Origin of the sequence: Stenotrophomonas sp. LM091 (genome assembly GCF_001806305.1) — a bacterium.
GTDB lineage: Bacteria > Pseudomonadota > Gammaproteobacteria > Xanthomonadales > Xanthomonadaceae > Stenotrophomonas > Stenotrophomonas bentonitica_A.
In genome coordinates, this window is record NZ_CP017483.1 from 3,235,620 (window position 1) to 3,255,326 (window position 19,707).

General features: G+C 67.4%; 19 protein-coding genes. 9 read left to right on the top strand and 10 right to left on the bottom strand.

Annotation, left to right across the window (positions count from 1 at the left end):
• Window positions 1-37 precede the first annotated feature (37 nt).
• The 3 genes from BIZ42_RS14315 to BIZ42_RS14325 are packed head-to-tail and all read right to left on the bottom strand — an operon-like array spanning window position 38 to window position 2,380.
• A complete protein-coding gene (locus BIZ42_RS14315) occupies window positions 38-442 on the bottom strand; it encodes a lysozyme inhibitor LprI family protein (protein WP_019185670.1) in 405 nt (134 codons plus the stop codon).
• Complete coding sequence (gene sufB, locus BIZ42_RS14320) at window positions 439-1,914, bottom strand: Fe-S cluster assembly protein SufB (protein WP_070426801.1); 1,476 nt, start codon at window positions 1,912-1,914, stop codon at window positions 439-441. Before sufB ends, BIZ42_RS14315 begins: the two co-directional genes overlap by 4 nt.
• A gap of 13 nt (window positions 1,915-1,927) precedes the next feature.
• On the bottom strand, window positions 1,928-2,380 hold the full coding sequence (locus BIZ42_RS14325; protein ID WP_026070170.1) for an SUF system Fe-S cluster assembly regulator: 453 nt from the start codon (window positions 2,378-2,380) through the stop codon (window positions 1,928-1,930).
• A 172-nt stretch (window positions 2,381-2,552) separates the two neighbouring features.
• On the opposite strand from BIZ42_RS14325, the gene BIZ42_RS14330 reads away from it, so the two are divergent.
• Both BIZ42_RS14330 and BIZ42_RS14335 read left to right on the top strand, forming a co-directional pair.
• Window positions 2,553-3,020, top strand: a complete 468-nt coding sequence (locus tag BIZ42_RS14330; protein ID WP_019185673.1) for an SET domain-containing protein-lysine N-methyltransferase — start codon at window positions 2,553-2,555, stop codon at window positions 3,018-3,020.
• Between the two features lie 123 nt (window positions 3,021-3,143).
• A complete protein-coding gene (locus tag BIZ42_RS14335; RefSeq protein WP_019185674.1) occupies window positions 3,144-3,686 on the top strand; it encodes a type 1 glutamine amidotransferase domain-containing protein in 543 nt (180 codons plus the stop codon).
• Window positions 3,687-3,725: 39 nt separating this feature from the next.
• Here the strand turns inward: BIZ42_RS14335 and BIZ42_RS14340 are convergent, their stop codons facing one another.
• The 3 genes from BIZ42_RS14340 to BIZ42_RS14350 all read right to left on the bottom strand — a co-directional run bounded on the left by BIZ42_RS14340 (window position 3,726) and on the right by BIZ42_RS14350 (window position 5,402).
• Entirely contained in the window at window positions 3,726-4,322 is a 597-nt protein-coding gene (locus BIZ42_RS14340) for a DUF1439 domain-containing protein (protein ID WP_019185675.1), read from the bottom strand.
• 80 nt (window positions 4,323-4,402) lie between these two features.
• Window positions 4,403-4,714 (bottom strand): DUF3861 family protein, encoded by a 312-nt coding sequence (locus BIZ42_RS14345; RefSeq protein WP_026070171.1) that lies wholly within the window; start codon window positions 4,712-4,714, stop codon window positions 4,403-4,405.
• A gap of 289 nt (window positions 4,715-5,003) precedes the next feature.
• On the bottom strand, window positions 5,004-5,402 hold the full coding sequence (locus BIZ42_RS14350) for an HU family DNA-binding protein (protein ID WP_019185677.1): 399 nt from the start codon (window positions 5,400-5,402) through the stop codon (window positions 5,004-5,006).
• A 364-nt stretch (window positions 5,403-5,766) separates the two neighbouring features.
• Here BIZ42_RS14350 and BIZ42_RS14355 point away from each other — a divergent pair, with 364 nt between their 5' ends.
• Together BIZ42_RS14355 and BIZ42_RS14360 are read left to right on the top strand one after the other, a co-directional pair.
• Window positions 5,767-6,201 carry an OsmC family protein gene (locus BIZ42_RS14355; RefSeq protein WP_070426802.1) on the top strand — a complete coding sequence of 145 codons (435 nt, stop codon included), beginning with the start codon at window positions 5,767-5,769 and terminating at the stop codon, window positions 6,199-6,201.
• Between the two features lie 83 nt (window positions 6,202-6,284).
• Window positions 6,285-7,958, top strand: coding sequence for an amidohydrolase (locus tag BIZ42_RS14360; protein ID WP_237393514.1), 1,674 nt, complete (start codon window positions 6,285-6,287; stop codon window positions 7,956-7,958).
• Window positions 7,959-7,973: 15 nt separating this feature from the next.
• Here BIZ42_RS14360 and BIZ42_RS14365 read toward each other — a convergent pair whose 3' ends face one another.
• Window positions 7,974-8,849: a PhzF family phenazine biosynthesis protein gene (locus tag BIZ42_RS14365; protein WP_070426804.1), complete on the bottom strand. Its 876-nt coding sequence runs from the start codon at window positions 8,847-8,849 to the stop codon at window positions 7,974-7,976.
• Window positions 8,850-9,054: 205 nt separating this feature from the next.
• Here BIZ42_RS14365 and BIZ42_RS14370 point away from each other — a divergent pair, with 205 nt between their 5' ends.
• Genes BIZ42_RS14370 through murD form a run of 3 tightly spaced genes read left to right on the top strand, consistent with a single transcriptional unit; the run spans window position 9,055 to window position 14,434 of the window.
• Window positions 9,055-11,658: a bifunctional aspartate kinase/diaminopimelate decarboxylase gene (locus BIZ42_RS14370; RefSeq protein WP_070426805.1), complete on the top strand. Its 2,604-nt coding sequence runs from the start codon at window positions 9,055-9,057 to the stop codon at window positions 11,656-11,658.
• A gap of 33 nt (window positions 11,659-11,691) precedes the next feature.
• Window positions 11,692-13,044 carry a UDP-N-acetyl-alpha-D-muramoyl-L-alanyl-L-glutamate epimerase gene (gene murL, locus BIZ42_RS14375; RefSeq protein WP_070426806.1) on the top strand — a complete coding sequence of 451 codons (1,353 nt, stop codon included), beginning with the start codon at window positions 11,692-11,694 and terminating at the stop codon, window positions 13,042-13,044.
• Complete coding sequence (gene murD / locus BIZ42_RS14380; protein WP_070426807.1) at window positions 13,025-14,434, top strand: UDP-N-acetylmuramoyl-L-alanine--D-glutamate ligase; 1,410 nt, start codon at window positions 13,025-13,027, stop codon at window positions 14,432-14,434. Before murL ends, murD begins: the two co-directional genes overlap by 20 nt.
• A gap of 48 nt (window positions 14,435-14,482) precedes the next feature.
• Here the strand turns inward: murD and BIZ42_RS14385 are convergent, their stop codons facing one another.
• The gene (locus BIZ42_RS14385) at window positions 14,483-15,079 is read right to left on the bottom strand and encodes an SMI1/KNR4 family protein (RefSeq protein WP_070426808.1); all 597 of its coding nucleotides are present in this window, start codon (window positions 15,077-15,079) and stop codon (window positions 14,483-14,485) included.
• Between the two features lie 206 nt (window positions 15,080-15,285).
• Here BIZ42_RS14385 and BIZ42_RS14390 point away from each other — a divergent pair, with 206 nt between their 5' ends.
• On the top strand, window positions 15,286-16,086 hold the full coding sequence (locus BIZ42_RS14390; protein ID WP_070426809.1) for a dienelactone hydrolase family protein: 801 nt from the start codon (window positions 15,286-15,288) through the stop codon (window positions 16,084-16,086).
• 180 nt (window positions 16,087-16,266) lie between these two features.
• On the opposite strand, the gene BIZ42_RS14395 is transcribed toward BIZ42_RS14390, so the two are convergent.
• Window positions 16,267-17,265 carry a polyprenyl synthetase family protein gene (locus BIZ42_RS14395; protein ID WP_070426810.1) on the bottom strand — a complete coding sequence of 333 codons (999 nt, stop codon included), beginning with the start codon at window positions 17,263-17,265 and terminating at the stop codon, window positions 16,267-16,269.
• 315 nt (window positions 17,266-17,580) lie between these two features.
• Here BIZ42_RS14395 and BIZ42_RS14400 point away from each other — a divergent pair, with 315 nt between their 5' ends.
• Window positions 17,581-19,194 carry an alpha-glucosidase family protein gene (locus BIZ42_RS14400; RefSeq protein WP_070426811.1) on the top strand — a complete coding sequence of 538 codons (1,614 nt, stop codon included), beginning with the start codon at window positions 17,581-17,583 and terminating at the stop codon, window positions 19,192-19,194.
• A gap of 235 nt (window positions 19,195-19,429) precedes the next feature.
• Here BIZ42_RS14400 and BIZ42_RS19575 read toward each other — a convergent pair whose 3' ends face one another.
• Entirely contained in the window at window positions 19,430-19,657 is a 228-nt protein-coding gene (locus BIZ42_RS19575) for a hypothetical protein (protein ID WP_156785749.1), read from the bottom strand.
• Window positions 19,658-19,707 lie beyond the last annotated feature (50 nt).

The window sequence follows — 19,707 nt, forward strand, 5'->3', positions numbered from 1 at the left end:
TCGTCTTGTCAGATAAGGGAACTGGAGGCAGCGCGACTCAGAGGTCGTATTCGCTGCGCTCGAGGAATTCTTTGCGCAGGTAATCGGTGCGGGTTTGAGTCAATGCAGTCTTGGCCCCGGAATAGAGCATCGGGTACATCGAGCCGTACAGCATGCGCGGGTCTTCATCCTTGCCAACCGGGTACTGCGCTTCCAGATCGGCATCGCGCAGCTGCACCCACAGGCGCTGGGCGGCTTTGAGGTTGGCCAGCGCCACCGGTGCATCGGCCAGCTTGCCCACTACCTGCCGATACACCGCGTTCAACGCGGCGTCGGCTTCTTCGAACCCTTCGTTGGCGCACTCATTCATCTGCATCTGCGTGCTCAGGTCATCGCAGGCCGATTCGGCAGACGCCGGCGCCGCAGCCCCAAGCAGCAGGGCCAAGGTCAGCACGCTCTTCATCCGACCGAGCCTTCCAGGCTGACTTCCAGCAGCTTCTTGGCTTCCACCGCGAACTCCATCGGCAGCTCGCGGAAGACCTGCTTGCAGAAGCCGTCGACGATCATCGAGACCGCGTTTTCCTGGTCGATGCCGCGGGCGCGGCAATAGAACAGCTGGTCGTCGGAGATCTTGGAGGTGGTCGCTTCGTGCTCGACCGTCGCGCTGGGATTCTTCACCTCGATATAGGGGAAGGTGTGCGCGCCGGACTTCTTGCCGATCAGCAGCGAATCGCACTGGGTGTAGTTGCGCGCACCCTCGGCGCCACGGTCCATCTTCACCAGGCCGCGGTAGGTGTTCTGGCCGTGGCCGGCGCTGATGCCCTTGCTGACGATCTTGCTCTTGGTGCGCTTGCCGATGTGGATCATCTTGGTGCCGGTGTCGGCCTGCTGGCGATGGTGGGTCAGCGCGACGGAGTGGAACTCGCCGACCGAATCATCGCCAAGCAGCACGCACGACGGGTACTTCCAGGTGATCGCCGAGCCGGTCTCGACCTGGGTCCAGGTGACCTTGCTGCGCGCACCACGGCACTCGGCACGCTTGGTGACGAAGTTGTAGATGCCGCCCACGCCGTTCTCGTCACCCGGGTACCAGTTCTGCACCGTGGAGTACTTGATCTCGGCATCTTCCAGCGCGACCAGCTCGACCACTGCGGCGTGCAGCTGGTTCTCATCGCGCATCGGCGCGGTGCAGCCTTCCAGGTAGGACACGTACGCCTTGTCTTCGCAGATGATCAGCGTGCGCTCGAACTGGCCGGTGTGGCCGGCGTTGATGCGGAAGTAGGTGCTCAGCTCCATCGGGCAACGCACGCCCTTGGGGATGAACACGAAGCTGCCATCGGAGAACACCGCCGAGTTGAGTGCGGCGAAGTAGTTGTCGCCGACCGGCACCACGGTGCCCAGGTACTGTTTGACCAGCGCCGGGTGCTCCTTGATCGCTTCGGACATGGAGCAGAAGATCACGCCCTTCTCGGCCAGTTCCTTGCGGAACGTGGTGCCGACGGAGACCGAATCGAACACCGCATCCACGGCCACGCCGGCCAGCTTGGCGCGCTCATGCAGCGGCACGCCGAGCTTGTCGTAGGTATCCAGCAGTTCCTTGGGCACGTCGTCCAGCGAGGCGTACTTCGGGCCCTTCGGCGCGGAGTAGTAGCTCAGCGCCTGCAGGTCGATCTGTGCGATCTGCAGCTTGGCCCAGTCCGGCATCGGCATGGTCAGGAAGTGGCGGTAGGCGTCCAGGCGCCACTGCGTCATCCACTCCGGCTCGTCCTTCTTGGCCGACAGGGCACGGATGGTGTCCTCGTCCAGGCCGGGCGGCAACGAGTCCGATTCGATGTCCGTGATGAAGCCGGCCGAATACTTGCGGCCGAGCTGCTCATGGATCTCGCGGTTGGGGGTATCGCCGGTGGCGACGGTATCGAGGGTATCGGTGGCCATGGGGGCTGCCTGATCAGGAGACGACATCCGCCGCGATCGCGCGGCGGTGGGCGTCAACAAGGGGAAGAGGGGGCAGGATCTGCGCCAGGGTGACCGCGCGCAGCGCTTCGGACACCACGTCGTTGATCATCCGCCAGCTGCTGCGGGCGCCGCACTGCAGCTCGCGGCCGCACTGGCTGTGGTCGTGGGCGCATTCGGTCAGGCCCAGCGGCCCTTCCATGGCTTCCACGATCTCGAACAGCGTGATCTGGTCCGCCGCGCGGGTCAGCCGATAGCCGCCGCGCACGCCGCGCAGGCCTTCCACCAGCCCGGCCTGGGCCAGAGGCTTGAGCAGCTTGCTGACGGTCGGCGGTTCCAGACGGGCGAACTCGGCCAGTTCGGTCGCACTGAGCACCTCGCCCGGGCGGGCGGCGAGTACGGTCAGCACGACGGTGGCGTAATCGGTAAGCTTGGTGACGCGGAGCATGGTGGGGGCAGAACCATAAAGCGGACTGAAATTGTACGCTTTTCTCCGCCGGCATCCAACCCGCCCGTTCAGGCGCCCGCAGGGCGGCCTTTGAGGCGTATTGAACCGCATCGCTTTGGCAATCACAAAGATTAAGCGAGAATCGGGGCTTCCCACCGCAACGGTCAGCCAGATGCCCAAGAAGATCCAGGCCCGCAAGTCCACCATCCATGGCAATGGCGTGTTCGCGCTGGCGCCGATCAAGAAAGGTGAGCGGGTCATCCAGTACAAGGGTCTGCTGCGCAGCCACGCCGACGTGGATGCCGACGACACCGGGGATGTGGAGAGTGGTCATACCTTCCTGTTCACCCTCAATGACGACTACGTCATCGATGCGAACTACAAGGGCAATGACGCGCGCTGGCTCAACCACAGCTGCGAGCCCAACTGCGAAGCGGTGATCGAGGAAGCCGAGGGCGACAACCGCCGCGAGGACAAGGTCTTCATCGAGGCGATCAAGGACATCCAGCCGGGCGACGAGCTGACCTACAACTACGGCATCACCCTGGCCGAGCGTCACACCGCGCGCCTGAAGAAGATCTGGGAATGCCGCTGCGGCTCTAAAAAGTGCACCGGCACCATGCTCCAGCCCAAGCGCTGACCCCGCCGGCGGTCATCGGCCACGTGCGCCGGTGACTGCGCCGACACGCTGTGCACATCCTGGTCACTGTCGCCCAATGCGTGCCTGGCCACACTGAAGGCTCCTACTTACTGGAGCCGCTCAATGGCACATGCACTCAACGGCAAGCACATCGCGATCCTCGCCACCGATGGTTTCGAACAGTCCGAGCTGCAGGAACCCAAGCGACTGCTGGAGTCCTGGGGCGCCTCGGTGAAGGTGATCGCCCCGGGTGACGCCAGCCAGATCCGCGGCTGGAAAGACAAGGACTGGGGCGAGAACGTGAAGGTCGATGCCCCCCTGAAGGGCGCCAAGGCCGACGACTACGACGCGCTGGTCCTCCCCGGCGGCGTGATCAATCCCGACAAGCTGCGCATTGATACCGACGCGGTGGCCCTGATCAAGGCCTTCGGCGCCGCGGGCAAGCCGGTTGCTGCGATCTGCCACGGGCCGTGGCTGCTGGTCGAGTCCGGCCTGGCCAAGGGCCGCAAGGTGACCTCGTGGCCGTCGCTGAAAACCGACCTGGGCAATGCCGGCGCCGAGTGGACCGATGCCGAGGTGGTGGTGGATGGTGGCCTGATCACCAGCCGCAAGCCGGGTGACATCCCGGCGTTCGCCGATGCCGTGGCCAAGGCGCTGGCCGCTTGATGGATGCAGGCACCGACCGTGGGTCGGTGCCATTTCCGGTTACTTGCTCAGCAAGCCTGCCGGCACCAACGCACCGAGGTCCTGGTTGAAGGTGACCACCAGCTTGCCGTTCTCTACCTGCGCCGACTGCACCTGCAGCGTGCCCAGCACCGCCGCGACCGTCGGGTCGATCTTGTAGATCGGCTCGCGCCGGGCGTAATCGACCAGCCAGGCGTTGAGCAGGCCACGCGTGCGCGAATCGAGCTTGCCGCCATTGTTGGCCGGCGTGAAGTCATCGACCGTCGGCTCCTGCAGGTGGAAGCCCTGGGTCTGCGCGTCATAACGCAGGCCACTGCTCAGCTTGACCTTGCCCAGCGGGGCCGGGTTGCCGCCGGCAGTGGCCATGGCGATGTCGAAACCCAGATCCAGGCGGTTGCCTTGCGGCAGGGTGAGCTGGGGATGGCTCATGGTCATCGCGATCAGGCCGCCCAGCGCGTCCTGCGTGCGCGGGAAACTGCCATCGAGGTACTGCTGCACATCGGTGGCGCCCACCGACAACTGACGGCCGGAAATGCTGGGCGCGGCCTGCGCGCCGATGGCGGCGGCCAGCAGCACGGTGCAGGCGGCGAGGCGGGACAACAGCGGGCGAACGTTCATGACGGCAGGCCGTGCGGGAATGAGACGCCAACAATAACGCGCGCGGCTGAATCCAGCTTTGACGGGTGCGGGTGGTGGGCTCAGGGCGCGCCCTGGATCGATTCCAGCGCGGCCAGCACCTCGTCCAGCTGCGGCTGCAGCACGGTCAGCGGGTGGCTGGGTTCATCGGCGTGGCGCTGGGCGAGATCGCGCAGCAGCTGGGTGGCGACGATCGCCGCGGCCCGTTCGTCTCCGCTGAGGCCGGTGTTGCGCCGTGCGATTTCCAGCAGGCGCATCCAGTCCTGCTGCGCGCGATGCTCCAGCTCGATGGTGCAGCGCCCGCTGCACTGCAGGCCGTCCTTTTCGATCGGGGTGACGGTGATGCGGTAACGCTGGGAAGAAGAGCTGGCCATGGCTGCCTGCGCGCGGTGGGGGACAAGGCCACCATAGGCTGCGATCCGCACCGCGACGACAGGCGCGGTCGCACGCAGTGTTCCACCCTGTGCGTTCCGGCCGGTCCTGCCATCGCGTGGATCACGGCAGGACAGGCATCTGCGCGGGAAGGGCGCGCCGTTGATAGCTTTGGAAACGCTGTGTTTCGCCAGCGCCGGACCCACCCGCCGCCTCGATGGGATGGCAGAACCTCCAAAAAAAACGGGACGGCGTGAGCCGTCCCGTCGGGTGCTGCAGGAAGCGCGCAGATCAGAGCGCGGCGTCCTTGAGCTTCTTGAGCGGACGCACCTTCAGCTTGGTCGACGCCGGCTTGGCGGCAAACCACTGCTCTTCCTTCGTGAACGGGTTGATGCCCTTGCGCTTCGGCTTGGCCGGCACGCTGACGGTGGAGATCTTCAGCAGGCCCGGCAGGGTGAAGCTGCCAGCGCCCTTCTTGTGCACCGAAGCGGCGACGGCGCCTTCCAGCGAGGCGAGCACGGCGCGCACGTCCTTGGCGACAACGCCGGACGCTTCAACGATGTGTGCAACCAGACCAGACTTGCTCAGCACTTCCTTGATCGGCTTGGGAGCGGCCGGCTTCGCGGCTGCCTTCGTAGCGACTTTCTTTACTGCCTTCTTCGGGGCAGCCTTCTTAGCGGTCTTTGCCATGGTTTCCTGTTCCGTGAACGGTTGGTTGTTTGGTCGCGCCGAACCCCGTCGGCAAGCGAAATGTAGGGCAACTATGGGGCGCCGCCAATAGGCAGACGCATAAAAATTCGTGATTTCCACGCCCTTCGTTACCGCAGTGCATCAGGTCATAGCCAAAAAACAGGGTCCGCCCTCGCGGCGGGTGCCATCGGTCATGGACCGTCGCACCCCGACTGTCGCACGAAAACCACTTGAAAACAGCATCCATCCTGATCGCCGATTCAGCTGGGGGCGACACCCGGCGGCAGGCTGACGGCGGCCAGACACGGTGCTAACGCGGACCGGTCTAGGCTGGCCTGGCCATTCATCCCGCAGGAGATCAACGATGGGTATTTCGCGTCATGCCACCGCGCATTGGGAAGGTGACCTCAAGACAGGCAAGGGACAATTGAGCACGCCCCAGAGCGGCTTGATGGACAAAACCCGCTATGCCTTCAGCAGCCGCTTTGGCGATGAGAAGGGCACCAACCCGGAAGAACTGATCGCCGCCGCACACGCCGGCTGCTTCACCATGGCGCTGTCGGCCAAGCTCACCGAAGCCGGTTTCGTGCCGACCTCGCTGGATACCGAAGCCAAGGTCGACCTCTCGATGGAAGGTGGCCCGCAGCTGTCGCAGATCACGTTGAAGGTGAAGGCCGTGGTGCCGAACATCGAGGCCACCCAGTTCCGTGCCATCGCCGATGACGCCAAGCAGAACTGCCCGGTCTCCAAGGCGCTCAGTGCGGTGCCGATCACGCTGGAAGCCGAACTGGCCAGTTGATCGGCGCGCGATTGGTGCACAGCAGATTGTGATGGGAAAGCGGCGGCCGCATAGTCGCCGCTTTCCTTTTGTGGGGTGTCTGCATGCGTCCGACTGCTCTCGCTGCCCTGATGGCCTGCCTGCTGGCCGGCACCGCGCAGGCCGATGTCCGCCTGTTGACCGCCGCCACCATCCACACCGGCGATCCGGACGCGCCGACCGCCACCGCGCTGGCATGGGAGACCGAGACCGGGCGCGTGCTCGCCGTCGGTGACCGGCAGGCGATGCTCGAGCTGTATCCACTGGCGGCGCTGACCGACGTCGGCCAGGCGACCGTGATTCCGGGCCTGATCGACGCGCACGCGCACCTGATGTTCCTCGGCGGCACCCTGATGCAGGCCGACCTGACGGGCGCGACCAGCACTGCCGACATCGTCGCGCGCCTGCAGCGCTTTGCAGCGGAGAACCCCGAGGGCTGGCTGCTGGGCAGCGGCTGGGACCAGAACCGCTGGGCGGGCAGACAGTTTCCGACCGTGGCCGATCTCGACGCTGCATTCCCGGACCGCCCGGTCTGGTTGGGCCGCATCGACGGCCACGCCGGCTGGGGCAACAGCGCGGCACTGCGCGCGGTCGCCCAGCGCCCCGGGCAACGCACGCTGAAGGGCAACTGGCAGCCTGCAGGCGGGCGCATCGTGCGCGATGCCAAGGGCCAGCCGAGCGGGGTGTTCATCGATGAAGCGATGACCCTGGTGCAGGCGGCGATACCGTCCCCGGGCGAGGCCGCACGCGAGCAGATGCTGACCCGCGCGCTCGACAAAGCAGTCAGCCAGGGCCTGACCGGCGTGCACGACATGGGCGTATCGCGCGCCGATCTGGCCCTGATGCGCCGCTTCGCCGACGCCGGCAGGTTGCCGCTGCGCATCGATGCCTATGCCGATGGCAACAGCGACGCATTGGCCGATCTGTGCGCGAACGGGGCCTACCAGCACGCCGGCGGCCGGCTGGAAATGCGCGGGGTCAAGCTGTTCATGGATGGCGCGCTGGGCAGCCGCGGTGCGGCGCTGTTGGCCGATTACAGCGATGACCCGCACAACCGCGGCTTGCTGGTCACCTCACCTGAGGACTTCGAGACCGCCGTGCGCAACGCCGATGCCTGCCATGTACAGGTCGCCACGCATGCGATCGGCGACCGCGGCAACCGGATCGCGCTGGATACCTATGCACGGGTGCTCGGCGAGCGCCGCAGCGGCGACCATCGCTGGCGCATCGAACATGCGCAGGTGGTCGCGCTGGAGGACATTCCGCGTTTCGCCCAGCTCGGCGTGATCGCCTCGATGCAGCCTACCCACGCCACCTCGGACATGGGCTGGGCGCAGGATCGGGTCGGGCCCGAGCGCATCCTCGGTGCCTATGCCTGGCGGCGGATGCTGGCCTCCGGTGCCCGGCTCGCGCTGGGCTCGGACTTCCCGGTCGAGCAGGTCGACCCGCGGCTGGGCCTGCATGCGGCGGTCACCCGCCAGGACCGTGCCGGCCGACCGCCCGGCGGCTGGCAGCCTGATCAGCGGCTGACCGCAGCCGAAGCGCTGCGCGGGTTCACCGCCGATGCGGCCTGGGCGGGTCATGACGACAGCCAGGTCGGGCGGTTGCAGCCGGGCCTGCGCGCGGACTTCGTGGTGCTTGATCGCGACCCGCTCAGCGTGCCGCCCGCCGGGCTGGCCGACCTGCAGGTGCGCTCGACCTGGGTCGATGGCGCACCGGTGTATGACGCGGCGCGCTGAGTCGCCGCCGCAGGATCACCAGTCCAGCGTGCCGCGGATGACGGTCTGCACCTGGCCGCCGGACCAGACATCGCCGTGGTCATCGATGCGCAGGGTCAGGCGCGCGTCGTGGCCGACTTCGCGGCCCTGGCTGACCACGTAGCCGTGCGCGGTGCCGGGCAGGGCATCGCGGCTGTCCAGCCAGGCAGCGAGCACGGCATTGGCCGCACCGGAGGCAGCGTCTTCAAAGCGACGGCCATTGCCGACGAAGGCGCGTACCGCGAGATCCCAGGCCTGGCCCTGGCTGCGCGCATAGGCGAACACGCCCATGGTGTCGGTCGCTTCGGCCAGGGTGGCAACGGCATCCCAGTCCGGGGTGAGTGCGCGCAGGGCCGCTTCGTCTGCCAGTTCAACCACCCACCAGCTGCGGCCACCGGCCATGCGCGCCGGCGGCAGGCTGCCCAAGGGCCAACCGGCCAGCGCGGCCTGCATGCGCGGATCGTTGGCGGTCGTCACTTCGGCCACCGCTGCACGCGGCGTGCGGATCGCAATGGTGCGGGTAGCGCCGCTGCCGTCCACGCGCAGGGGCAACGCCCCGGCGATGCCGTCCTGGACCAGCACGCCCTCGACCGGCGCGGCCACGCCCAGTTCCAGCACGGCATGGGCGGTGCCCACGCTGGGGTGGCCGGCGAACGGGACTTCCTTCTGCGGGCTGAACATGCGGATGCCGTAGCTGGCACCCGGGGCCTGCGGCGGGAACACGAAGGTGGTTTCCGGCAGCCGCGTCCAGCGGGCAATGGCCTGCATCGCCGCCGCGTCCAGCCCCTGTGCATCGAGCACGACGGCCAGCGGGTTGCCGGCGCCGGGGTAGGGCGAGAACACATCCAGCTGCAGGAAACGACGGGAGGTCATGGCAGATCGCTCAACGAAAAACGGGCGGGCAGCTTACCAATCGGGGCTGCGTTCCGGGCCGTGACCGGCGCCCCGCGCACCGGCGACCGGCCAAATCCGCCCGGCCTGGGCCGCCCGGGCCCTGCAACGGCCAGGCTTGGCATAGAATCGGGGGTTCGGCCCGGCGTGCCGGGCGATTCCCCTCACTACCCAAACCTCCACCTCCATGTCAGCTTCCCCCCTTGTCGATCGCTGGATCGTACTGAAGTTCGGCGGCACCTCCGTGTCGCGTCGTCACCGCTGGGACACCATCGGCAAACTGGCGAAAAAACGGGCGGAAGAAACGGGCTCGCGCGTGCTGGTGGTGGTGTCGGCGCTGTCCGGGGTGACCAATGAACTCACCGCGATCGCCGATGGCGCCGCCGACAGCCGCGACCGCGTCGCGGCGCTGGTCGCGCGCCACCGCGCGTTCCTGACCGAGCTGGAGCTGGATGCCACCGCGCTGGACGTCCGTCTGGATGCGCTGGCCGGGCTGCTCGATGATCCCCGTGCCGCCGGGCGGCCGCTGGAATGGCAGGCCGAGGTGCTGGGCCAGGGCGAACTGCTGTCCTCGACCGTTGGTGCGGCCTATCTGCGCGCCAGCGGTCTGGATTTCGGCTGGATGGACGCGCGCGAGTGGCTCGATGCGCTGCCGCCGCAGCCCAGCCAGAGCGAGTGGTCGCAGCGCCTGTCGGTGAACTGCCAGTGGCGTGCCGAGGCCGATTGGGCCACGCGTTTCCGCGCCCAGCCGACCCGCATGCTGATCACCCAGGGCTTCATCTCCCGCCACGCCGATGGCGGCACCGCCATCCTCGGCCGTGGCGGTTCGGATACCTCGGCGGCGTACTTCGGTGCGCTGCTCGGTGCCAGCCGCGTGGAGATCTGGACCGACGTGCCGGGCATGTTCAGTGCCAACCCGAAGGACGTGCCGGACGCGCGCCTGCTGACCCGCCTGGACTATTACGAGGCGCAGGAAATCGCGACGACCGGCGCCAAGGTGCTGCACCCGCGTTCGATCAAGCCGTGCCGCGACGCCGGGGTGCCGATGGCGATCCTGGATACCGAGCGCCCCGAGCTGCCGGGCACCAGCATCGACGGCAATGCCGCAGCGGTGCCGGGCGTGAAGGCGATCAGCCGCCGCAACGGGATCGTGCTGGTCTCGATGGAAGGCATCGGCATGTGGCAGCAGGTCGGCTTCCTGGCCGACGTGTTCGGGCTGTTCAAGAAGCATGGCCTGTCCGTTGACCTGATCGGTTCGGCCGAGACCAACGTGACCGTTTCGCTGGATCCCTCCGAGAACCTGGTCAGCACCGACGTGCTGGCCGCGCTGTCGGCCGACCTCTCGCAGATCTGCAAGGTCAAGATCATCGTGCCGTGCGCGGCGATCACCCTGGTCGGCCGCGGCATGCGCTCGCTGCTGCACAAGCTCTCGGACGTGTGGGCCACCTTCGGCCGCGAACGCGTGCACATGATTTCGCAGTCGTCCAACGACTTGAACCTGACCTTCGTGATCGACGAGGCGGATGCGGACGGCCTGCTGCCGATCCTGCACGCCGAGCTGATCGACAGCGGCGCGATGCCGGTGGAAGAGGGCGAAGTCTTCGGCCCGCGCTGGCGCGAGATCGCCGGCACCATCCGCCCGCGCGAAACCGCCTGGTGGCGGGGCCAGCGCGAGCACCTGCTGACGCTCGCCCAGGCCGGTACGCCGCGTTACGTGTACAACCTGCCGACGGTGCGGGCGCGTGCGCGCGCGCTGAACGCGATCAAGGCGATCGACCAGCGTTACTACGCGATCAAGGCCAACTCGCACCCGGCCATCCTGGAAGTGCTGGAGCAGGAAGGCTTCGGCCTGGAGTGCGTCTCGCACGGCGAGCTCAAGCACGTGTTCAACACGCTGCCGACGCTGTCGCCCAAGCGCGTGCTGTTCACCCCGAGCTTTGCGCCGCACGCCGAATACGATGCCGCGTTCGCGCTGGGCGTCACCGTCACCCTGGACAACGTGGAAGCGCTGCAGCGCTGGCCGGAACTGTTCAGCAACCGCGAGCTGTGGCTGCGCGTGGACCTGGGCCGTGGCGAAGGCCACCATGCCAAGGTCCGCACCGGTGGCAAGGACTCCAAGTTCGGCCTGCCGATCGCGCGCGTGGATGAGTTCGTGCGCATCGCCGGCGAGCTGGGCACCCGCGTGGTCGGCCTGCATGCCCACCTGGGCAGCGGCGTGGAAACCGCGCAGCACTGGCGCCTGATGTGCGATGAGTTGGCCGGGTTCGCCCGCCGCATCGGCAGCGTCGAGACCATCGATATCGGCGGTGGCCTGCCGATCCCGTACAGCGCCGACGACGAGCCCTTCGATCTGGACGCGTGGGCCGCCGGCCTGGCCGAAGTGAAGGCCGTGCACCCGGCGTTCCGGCTGGCGATCGAGCCGGGCCGCTATCTGGTGGCCGAGTCCGGCGTGCTGCTGGCCCGGGCCACCCAGGTGGTGGAGAAGGACGGCATCCGCCGCGTCGGTCTGGATGCGGGCATGAATACGCTGATGCGCCCGGCCCTGTACGACGCCTGGCATGACATCGAGAACCTCAGCCGCCTCAGCGGCTACTCCGAAGCGATGTTCGATGTGGTCGGGCCGATCTGCGAATCCAGCGATGTGTTCGGCAAGCGTCGCCGCCTGCCGGCCTCGACCGCGCCGGACGATGTGATGCTGATCGCCGACGCCGGCGCGTATGGCTACGTCATGGCCAACACTTACAACCAGCGCGAGCTGCCGCGCGAGGACGTCATCGATGATGGCCCGTGACCGCTGCCTGCCGCCTTTCAAACCGGATACACCATGACTGCTTTTGATAAACACCAGGTTGCCGTTTTCCGCTTCGTCCGCTGCGCGTTCGCCGCGGACACCGGCGTGGCGCAGCTGGTCTACGCCTTCGATGACGGCCCGGAACTGATCGAGACGGTCACCATCCCCGGTGCGCCGTTCGTGCTCGAGGGCGACCGCGCCGAAGCGGTGCAGCGCGCCCTGCGCCTGCTGCACCTGATCGCCGGTGTGAGCTATTACAAGGCGGGCGTTCCCGAGCAGGTGCGCATCGACAGCTACGCCATCGATGCGGCCACCGCCGCGCTGGTCGAGACGGTGTACCTCAACGGCCTGGGCGAGTTCGCCTACCGCAATGGCCTGAACCTGCGTGGCCGGTTCCGCCTGCCGGTGGAGGGCGAGGCCTTCGCCGCGCCGGCACTGGGCCTGCGCGAACACGCGCTGGTCGCCATCGGCGGCGGCAAGGATTCACTGGTCAGCATCGAAGCGCTGCGCCACCTGGGCATCGCCGAGACCGTCACCTGGATCGGTGGCTCGCAGCTGATCCGCGCCTGCGCCGAGCGCACCGGCCTGCCGATCCTCAACATCGGCCGCACGCTGGCCCCGGAGCTGTTCGAGCTCAATCGCCAGGGCGCCTGGAACGGGCATATCCCGGTCACCGCGGTGAACTCGGCGATCATGGTGCTGGCCGCGCTGCTGCAGGGCGTGGACCAGGTGGTGTTCTCCAACGAACGCTCGGCCAGCTATGGCAGCCAGATTCCCGGCACCGGCGAGGTCAACCACCAGTGGTCGAAGGGCTGGGCGTTCGAGCAGGCCTTCGGCGAGCACCTGGAGCGGCACGTCGCGGCGGACCTGCACTATTACTCGCTGCTGCGCCCGCTGTCGGAGCTGGCGGTGGCGCGTCAGTTCGCCAAGAGCGATTTCTACGACGCGCATTTCTCCAGCTGCAACCGCAACTTCCACATCCTGGGCGAGCGCCCGGTGAACCGCTGGTGCGGTGTCTGCCCGAAGTGTCACTTCGTGTTCCTGGCGCTGGCTCCGTTCATGCCGAAGATGCGCCTGGTCGGGATCTTCGGCCGCAATCTGCTCGACGATATCGAGCAGGCCCCCGGCTTCGATGCGCTGCTGGAATTCCAGGACCACAAGCCGTTCGAGTGCGTCGGCGAAGGCCGCGAATCGCGTGCGGCGATGGCGACCCTGGCCGCGCGCCCGGAGTGGAATGAAGACGCGCTGGTGAAGCGTTTCGTCCACGAGATCCGCCCGCAGCTGGAGGCCACCGAACTGCAGATCGAACCGCTGCTGGTACTGGAAGGCGAACACCGCATTCCGCCGGCGATCTGGGAGCGCCTGCGTGCGAATTTCGCAGCTTGAGGGCAAGCGCGTTGCCCTGTGGGGATGGGGACGCGAGGGGCGCGCTGCGTTCGGCGTCCTGCAACAGCGGCTGCCATCGCTGCCGCTGACCCTGTTCTGCCCGGAGACCGAGGCCGCCGCAGCGCGCGAGGAAACCGGCGCTGCGCTGACGGTGCGATCGGCGGTCACCGGCGAGGCGCTCGCGGCGTTCGACGTGGTGATCAAATCACCGGGCATCAGCCCGTATGGCGAGGCGGCACTGCACGCCGGGGCGCAGGGCACGCAGTTCATCGGCGGTACCTCGCTGTGGTTCGCCGAGCAGGCCGCCGCCGACGGCATCGTGCACGACACCGTGTGCGTGACCGGCACCAAGGGCAAGAGCACCACCACCGCGCTGCTGGCGCACCTGCTGCGTGCCTCCGGCGCGCGCACCGGGCTGATCGGCAACATCGGCCTGCCGCTGCTGGAAGTGCTGGCGCCGCAGCCCGCGCCGCAGTACTGGGCGGTGGAACTCTCCAGCTACCAGACCGGCGAGGTCGCGCGCAGTGGCGCGCACCCACAGGTCGCCATCGTGCTGAACCTGTTCCCCGAACACCTGGACTGGCACGGCAGCGAAGCGCGCTACATCGAAGACAAGCTGCAGCTGGTCACCGGGGCCGCGCCGCGGATCGCGGTGCTCAACGCAGCCGATCCGCACCTGGCCGGGCTGTCGCTGCCCCGCAGCGAGATCATCTGGTTCAACCAGCCGCTGGGTTGGCACATGCGCGGCGATGTCGTGCATCGCGGTGAGCAGCCGGTGTTCGATACCTCGCATACCCCGCTGCCCGGCCGTCACAACCGCGGCAACCTGTGTGCGGTGCTGGCGGCGATCGAAGCGCTGGGCCTGGACGCAGTGGCGCTCGCGCCGAGGGTGCAGGACTTCCGCCCGCTGCCCAACCGCCTGCAGACGATCGGGACGCGCGAGGGGATCACCTACGTCAACGATTCGATCAGCACCACGCCGCACGCGAGCCTGGCGGCGCTGGAATGTTTCGCCGGGCACCGCATCGCGCTGCTGGTGGGCGGGCATGATCGGGGTCTGGACTGGCACGACTTCGTCGCGCACATGGCGCACGACGTACCGCCGGTGGAGATCGTCACGATGGGCGCCAACGGCCCGCGCATCCACGCACTGCTGCAGCCGCTGGCCGATGCCGGCCGTTTCGGTCTGCATGCGGCCGCCGATCTGCCCGAGGCCATGCAGCTGGCGCAGGCCGCGCTCGGCGGGCAGGGCGGGGTGGTGCTGTTGTCGCCGGGCGCGCCCAGCTATGGCGTGTACCGCGACTACGTCGCCCGTGGCCGCCACTTCGCCGAACTGGCCGGCTTCGATCCCGATGCGATCACGGCGATCCCGGGCATCGGGATCGCCTGATAGGTCGCTGTAGAGCCGACCGTTGGTCGGCTGCCTGGGATCCTGCGATCAGGCGTCTTCTTCATCGATGAACGCGTAGTCCCCATCGATAAGCTGCTGCAGGTATGCGTCGAAGCTCGGCGCGATCACCCGGTAGCTGTCCGGGTCGTGCAGGTAGCGCACCACCTGGCCGACGGTGCCGCCCGGCGCGGGATCGAAATCCAGGTACAGCACCGAAGTGCCACCGTTGTTCATGCAGTGCGAGAAGCACAGGCGCTTGCCCATCGGCAGGTCGGCATCGATGCCGTCGCCGAGAATCTCCGGGTCTTCCTCCAGCCATTCCTCGTAGATCGAGCGGATGCTGTCATCCCACTGCGCGCTGTCCTCGAAGACCTGGTCCACCGAACGCAGGTAGTAGGGGTAATGCCCCTCTTCGACGTCCGAGCCCAGCATCAGCACCACCACCTCGCCGCCCGGGTAGGCGCGGAAATGCGTGCCATCCACCCGCGCCAGCAACGCGACCAGGCTCTCGGGCACCCGCGGCCAGCGCTCACGCAGGCGCTGCAGATCGGCCGTGCTGGCGCCCTCGACCCACGCCCACATCCTCGCATCGTCGTCGGGCAGGCGCGGCACCAGGCCGGAGAGGAAGCGGTCGACAAGGCTCATGGGGTATTCCGTACACGGGGCCGGCCAGCCTGCCATAACAGGGACGGAGGGAGTTAATCCAACAACAGGGACGGCGGTGATCAATCCAGATGAGGTCGGGCGTGGCCGGCCTGCCGGATCACGGGGGGCCGTCGACCCGGCGCTTCTACACGGTGCCGTCAACCGGCCGTCATACACTCGGGGCTCTTTCTGTCGGGAGCAGACGCATGAACAGGCAATGGCGGTGGGGTGCGGCGGTGCTGTTGGGCATGACGGCGTTGCCCGCGCTGGCGGCAATGCAGGCCAAGCCGGTGGAGTGGACCCAGGATGGCACCACGTTCAGTGGGGTGCTGGTCTACGACGACAGTGACAATGACAAGCGCCCCGGCCTGGTGATGGTGCCGAACTGGAAGGGCGTGAACGACTCGGCCATCGCCAAGGCCAAGCAGCTGGCCGGCGATGACTACGTGGTGCTGGTGGCTGATGTGTACGGCAAGGGCGTGCGACCGACGACCGACGCCGAGGCCGGTCCGGTGGCGACCAAGCTGCGCAACGACCGCCCCGTGCTGCGCGCCCGTGCGCTCAAGGCGATCGAGGTGCTCAAGGCCCAGGCCGGCAAGGCGCCGCTGGATGCCAGCCGGATCGGCGCGGTCGGGTTCTGCTTCGGCGGGACCACGGTGCTGGAGATGGCGCGCGCCGGCGCACCGCTGGCTGGGGTGGTCAGCCTGCACGGTGGCCTGGGCTCACCGCTGCCGGCCAAGGCCGGCGGGACGCATCCCTCCGTGCTGGTGCTCAATGGCGCCGACGACAAGAGCGTGAGCAAGGACGACATCGCCAGCTTCGAGCAGGAAATGAACGCGGCGAAGGTCGACTGGGAGTTCACCAACTACAGCGGCGCGGTGCACTGCTTCGCCGAAGCCGATGCCAACAGCCCGCCGGGATGCCTGTACAACGAGCGCGCGGCCAAGCGTGCCTGGAAGGCACTGGATGAATTCTTCGAGGAGCGGTTCGAGACCAGAGCCCGGTGAGGAGCAGTTCGAGACCACCCCCCGGTAGAGCCGAGCGTTGGTCGGCTGCACCGCGCATGGCGTGGTGCGTTCATCGGTGATCGTGGTGCGGGGAGGACGAGCAGCCGACCAACGGTCGGCTCTACCGGTGAGGGATTCACATTGAGCGCGGGCGCGGGCCATCAGCCGTTACGCCCTCGGTCAATGCGAACGCTGCACCGCGTAACGGGCCAGCCCGCGCAGGGCGGCCACGGCATCGTTGTCGGCCAGGCCGTCGAGCGCACGCTCGGCGGCGTCGGCATACTCCTCGGCGCGCGCGCGGCTGTAGTCCAGCCCGCCGGTGGCGTGGATGGCCGCCAGCACTTCCGGCATCGCCTCGGCGTCACCGTTCTGCACGATCTCGCGCAGGCGCTCGCGGGTGGTCGCATCCGAATGCGCCATCGCGTGGATCAACGGGAGGGTGGCCTTGCCCTCGGCGAGGTCGTCGCCCAGGTTCTTGCCCAGCTCATCGGCGTTGGCCGAGTAGTCCAGCACATCGTCGGCAATCTGGAAGGCGTAGCCCAGGTGCATGCCGTAGTCGTACAGCGCCTGCTGGGTGGCCTCATCGACACCACTGGCCAGCGCGCCCAGACGGGTGCCGGCGGCGAACAGCACCGCGGTCTTGCGCTCGATCACACGCAGGTAGGCGGCCTCGTCGGTATCCGGGTTATGCACGTGCAGCAGCTGCAGCACCTCCCCCTCGGCGATCCGGTTGGTGGTGTCGGCCAGGATCCGCATGACCGGCATGCGGTCCAGTTCGACCATCAGCTGGAAGCTGCGCGAGTACAGGAAATCGCCGACCAGCACGCTCGGGGCGTTGCCCCACAGCGCATTGGCGGTGCTGCGGCCACGCCGCAGGCTGGATTCGTCCACCACGTCGTCGTGCAGCAGGGTGGAGGTATGGATGAACTCGATGATCGCGGCCAGCTGGTGGTGTTCCGGACCGGCCTGGCCGACCGCGCGGCCAGCCAGCATCACCAGCATCGGGCGCAGGCGCTTGCCGCCGGCCGAGATGATGTGGTCGGCGATCTGGTTGATCAGCACGACATCCGAGGACAGTCGGCGACGAATCAGCGCATCGACGGCGTCCATGTCGGGCGCAGCGAGCGACTGGATCTGGGGCAGGCCCAGCGCGGGGCGGGTGTCTTCGGTGATGGTCATGCGGTCTGACTTTCAGGCTTGGCCGGAATTATAGGCGGTGCCGTCGTATTCCGCCTGCGAAGACGCGCCTGTGGCCCGGCCAAGGTGCGCGGCAGACGCGGGGCGGGGGCCGGACCCTGCCTATCCTGGGCGCCGCCACCGATGCGCCATGCCCGGTTGGCTGCCGCCCGGCCGGGCGCCGGCAATGCGCCGCACACCGCCATCTGGCGTGAATACGTATGCATCCGACCCCACCGCTGGAGGCGCCCCGCTAAGCTTGTCGGGTTCGTTTCTGGCCCCCTCGCGGGTGCCGTGGAAGCCCGAAGGGGGGCCTCAATGTCGCAGTCTCCATGGTGGCGCGGTGCCGTCATCTATCAGATCTACCCGCGCAGTTTCCTGGATGCCAATGGCGATGGCGTGGGCGACCTGCCCGGCATCATCGAACGCCTGGACTACGTGGCCGCGCTGGGCGTCGACGCGATCTGGGTCTCGCCGTTCTTCAAATCGCCCATGGCCGACTTCGGCTATGACATCGCCGACCACCGCGATGTCGATCCGATGTTCGGCACGCTGGCCGACTTCGACCAGCTGCTGGCCAAGGCGCATGCGCTGGGCCTGAAGGTGATGATCGACCAGGTGTTCAGCCATACCTCGATCGAGCATGCCTGGTTCCAGGAGAGCCGCCAGGACCGCACCAATTCCAAGGCGGACTGGTACGTATGGGCCGACCCGCGCGAGGACGGCACCCCGCCCAACAACTGGATGTCGATCTTCGGCGGCGTGGCCTGGCAGTGGGAGCCGCGCCGCGAGCAGTACTTCCTGCACAACTTCCTGGCCGACCAGCCCGACCTGAACTTCCACAACCCGGCGGTGCAGCAGGCCACGCTGGATTACGTGCGGTTCTGGCTGGATCGCGGCGTGGACGGCTTCCGCCTGGATTCGATCAACTTCTGCTTCCACGATGCACAGCTGCGCGACAACCCGGCCAAGCCGCTGGAGAAGCGCCTGGGCCGTGGCTTCAGCGCGGACAACCCGTACGCCTACCAGTACCACTACTACAACAACACCCAGCCGGAGAACATCGGTTTCATCGAGCGGCTGCGCGTGCTGCTGGACGAGTACCCCGGCTCGGTCAGCCTGGGCGAGATCTCCGCGGAAGATTCGCTGGCCACCACGGCCGAGTACACCGCGCCGGGCCGGCTGCACATGGGCTACAGCTTCGAGCTGCTGGTGAAGGATTTCAGCGCCGGTTACATCCGCGATACGGTGTCGCGGCTGGAAGCGACGATGACCGAAGGCTGGCCGTGCTGGGCGATCTCCAACCACGATGTGGAGCGCGCGGTGACGCGCTGGGGCGGCCATCCGGCCCAACCGCGGTTGGCGCGGATGCTGGTGGCGATGCTGTGTTCGCTGCGGGGTTCGATCTGCCTGTACCAGGGCGAGGAGCTAGGGCTGGGCGAAGCGGATGTGCCGTTCGAGGCGCTGCAGGATCCGTATGGCATCACCTTCTGGCCGAACTTCAAGGGCCGCGATGGCTGCCGCACGCCGATGCCGTGGCTCGATGCGCCGAAGGCGGGGTTCACGACCGGTGAGCCGTGGTTGCCGATTCCCGCCGAGCATCAGGCCGCCTCGGTAGCGACGCAGGAACATGATCCGCATTCGGTGTTGAATGCGTTCCGTCAGTTCCTGGCGTGGCGGCGCACGATGCCGACGCTGTTGGTGGGCGATATCCGTTTTCTTGCGTGCGCCGAGCCGGTGTTGATGTTCGAGCGGGTGCACGGGGAGGAGACGCTGCTGTTGGCGTTCAATCTGTCGGCGGATCCGGTGCGGGTGTCGCTGCCGGTGGGAGACTGGCAGGTGGTGCAGGTGCCGGGTCCGGACGCGGGCGAGGTTGTTGGGAGTGAGCTGGTGTTGCCGGCGCAGTCGATGTATTGCGCGCGACGCGGCTGATCAGGTTTTCCGGTGGTATTGAGAGGGCGGGGCCAGGTGCCTCGCCCTTTTTTTGTCTTGCGTTTGTGCGTTGAGTACAGCCACAGCCACAGCCACAGCGCTCAGGGCTGCGGTCGTGCTGGTTTGGGCGGGCAGGGGTGGGTCAGCGGGACCCGCTGCAAGTACGTCCATGTAAGCTCGTATGCCGCCATCCATGGCGGCATACGGTCCCGCCAACCCACCCCTGCCCACCCTTTCACAGTGTGTCGGTGTGCAAGGGAAAGGCGATGCCGGGCAGGCACGACATCGCACCGGCGAGGCTGATGTTGACCGGAATTCGAAAGGCTTGAGCTGACGCGCTGGTCTCAGGCGTTGAAGCAGTTGAAACAGTTGAAACAGTTGAAACAGTTGAAGCATTCACAACGGTCGTATCGGCCAGTGCGGTCGAGATGATCGGTGTGATCGGAACGGTCCAGGCGGTCACGGCAATCGGGGCGTTCGACGTAGTCGGCACGGTCAAAAGTGTCGAGGCGG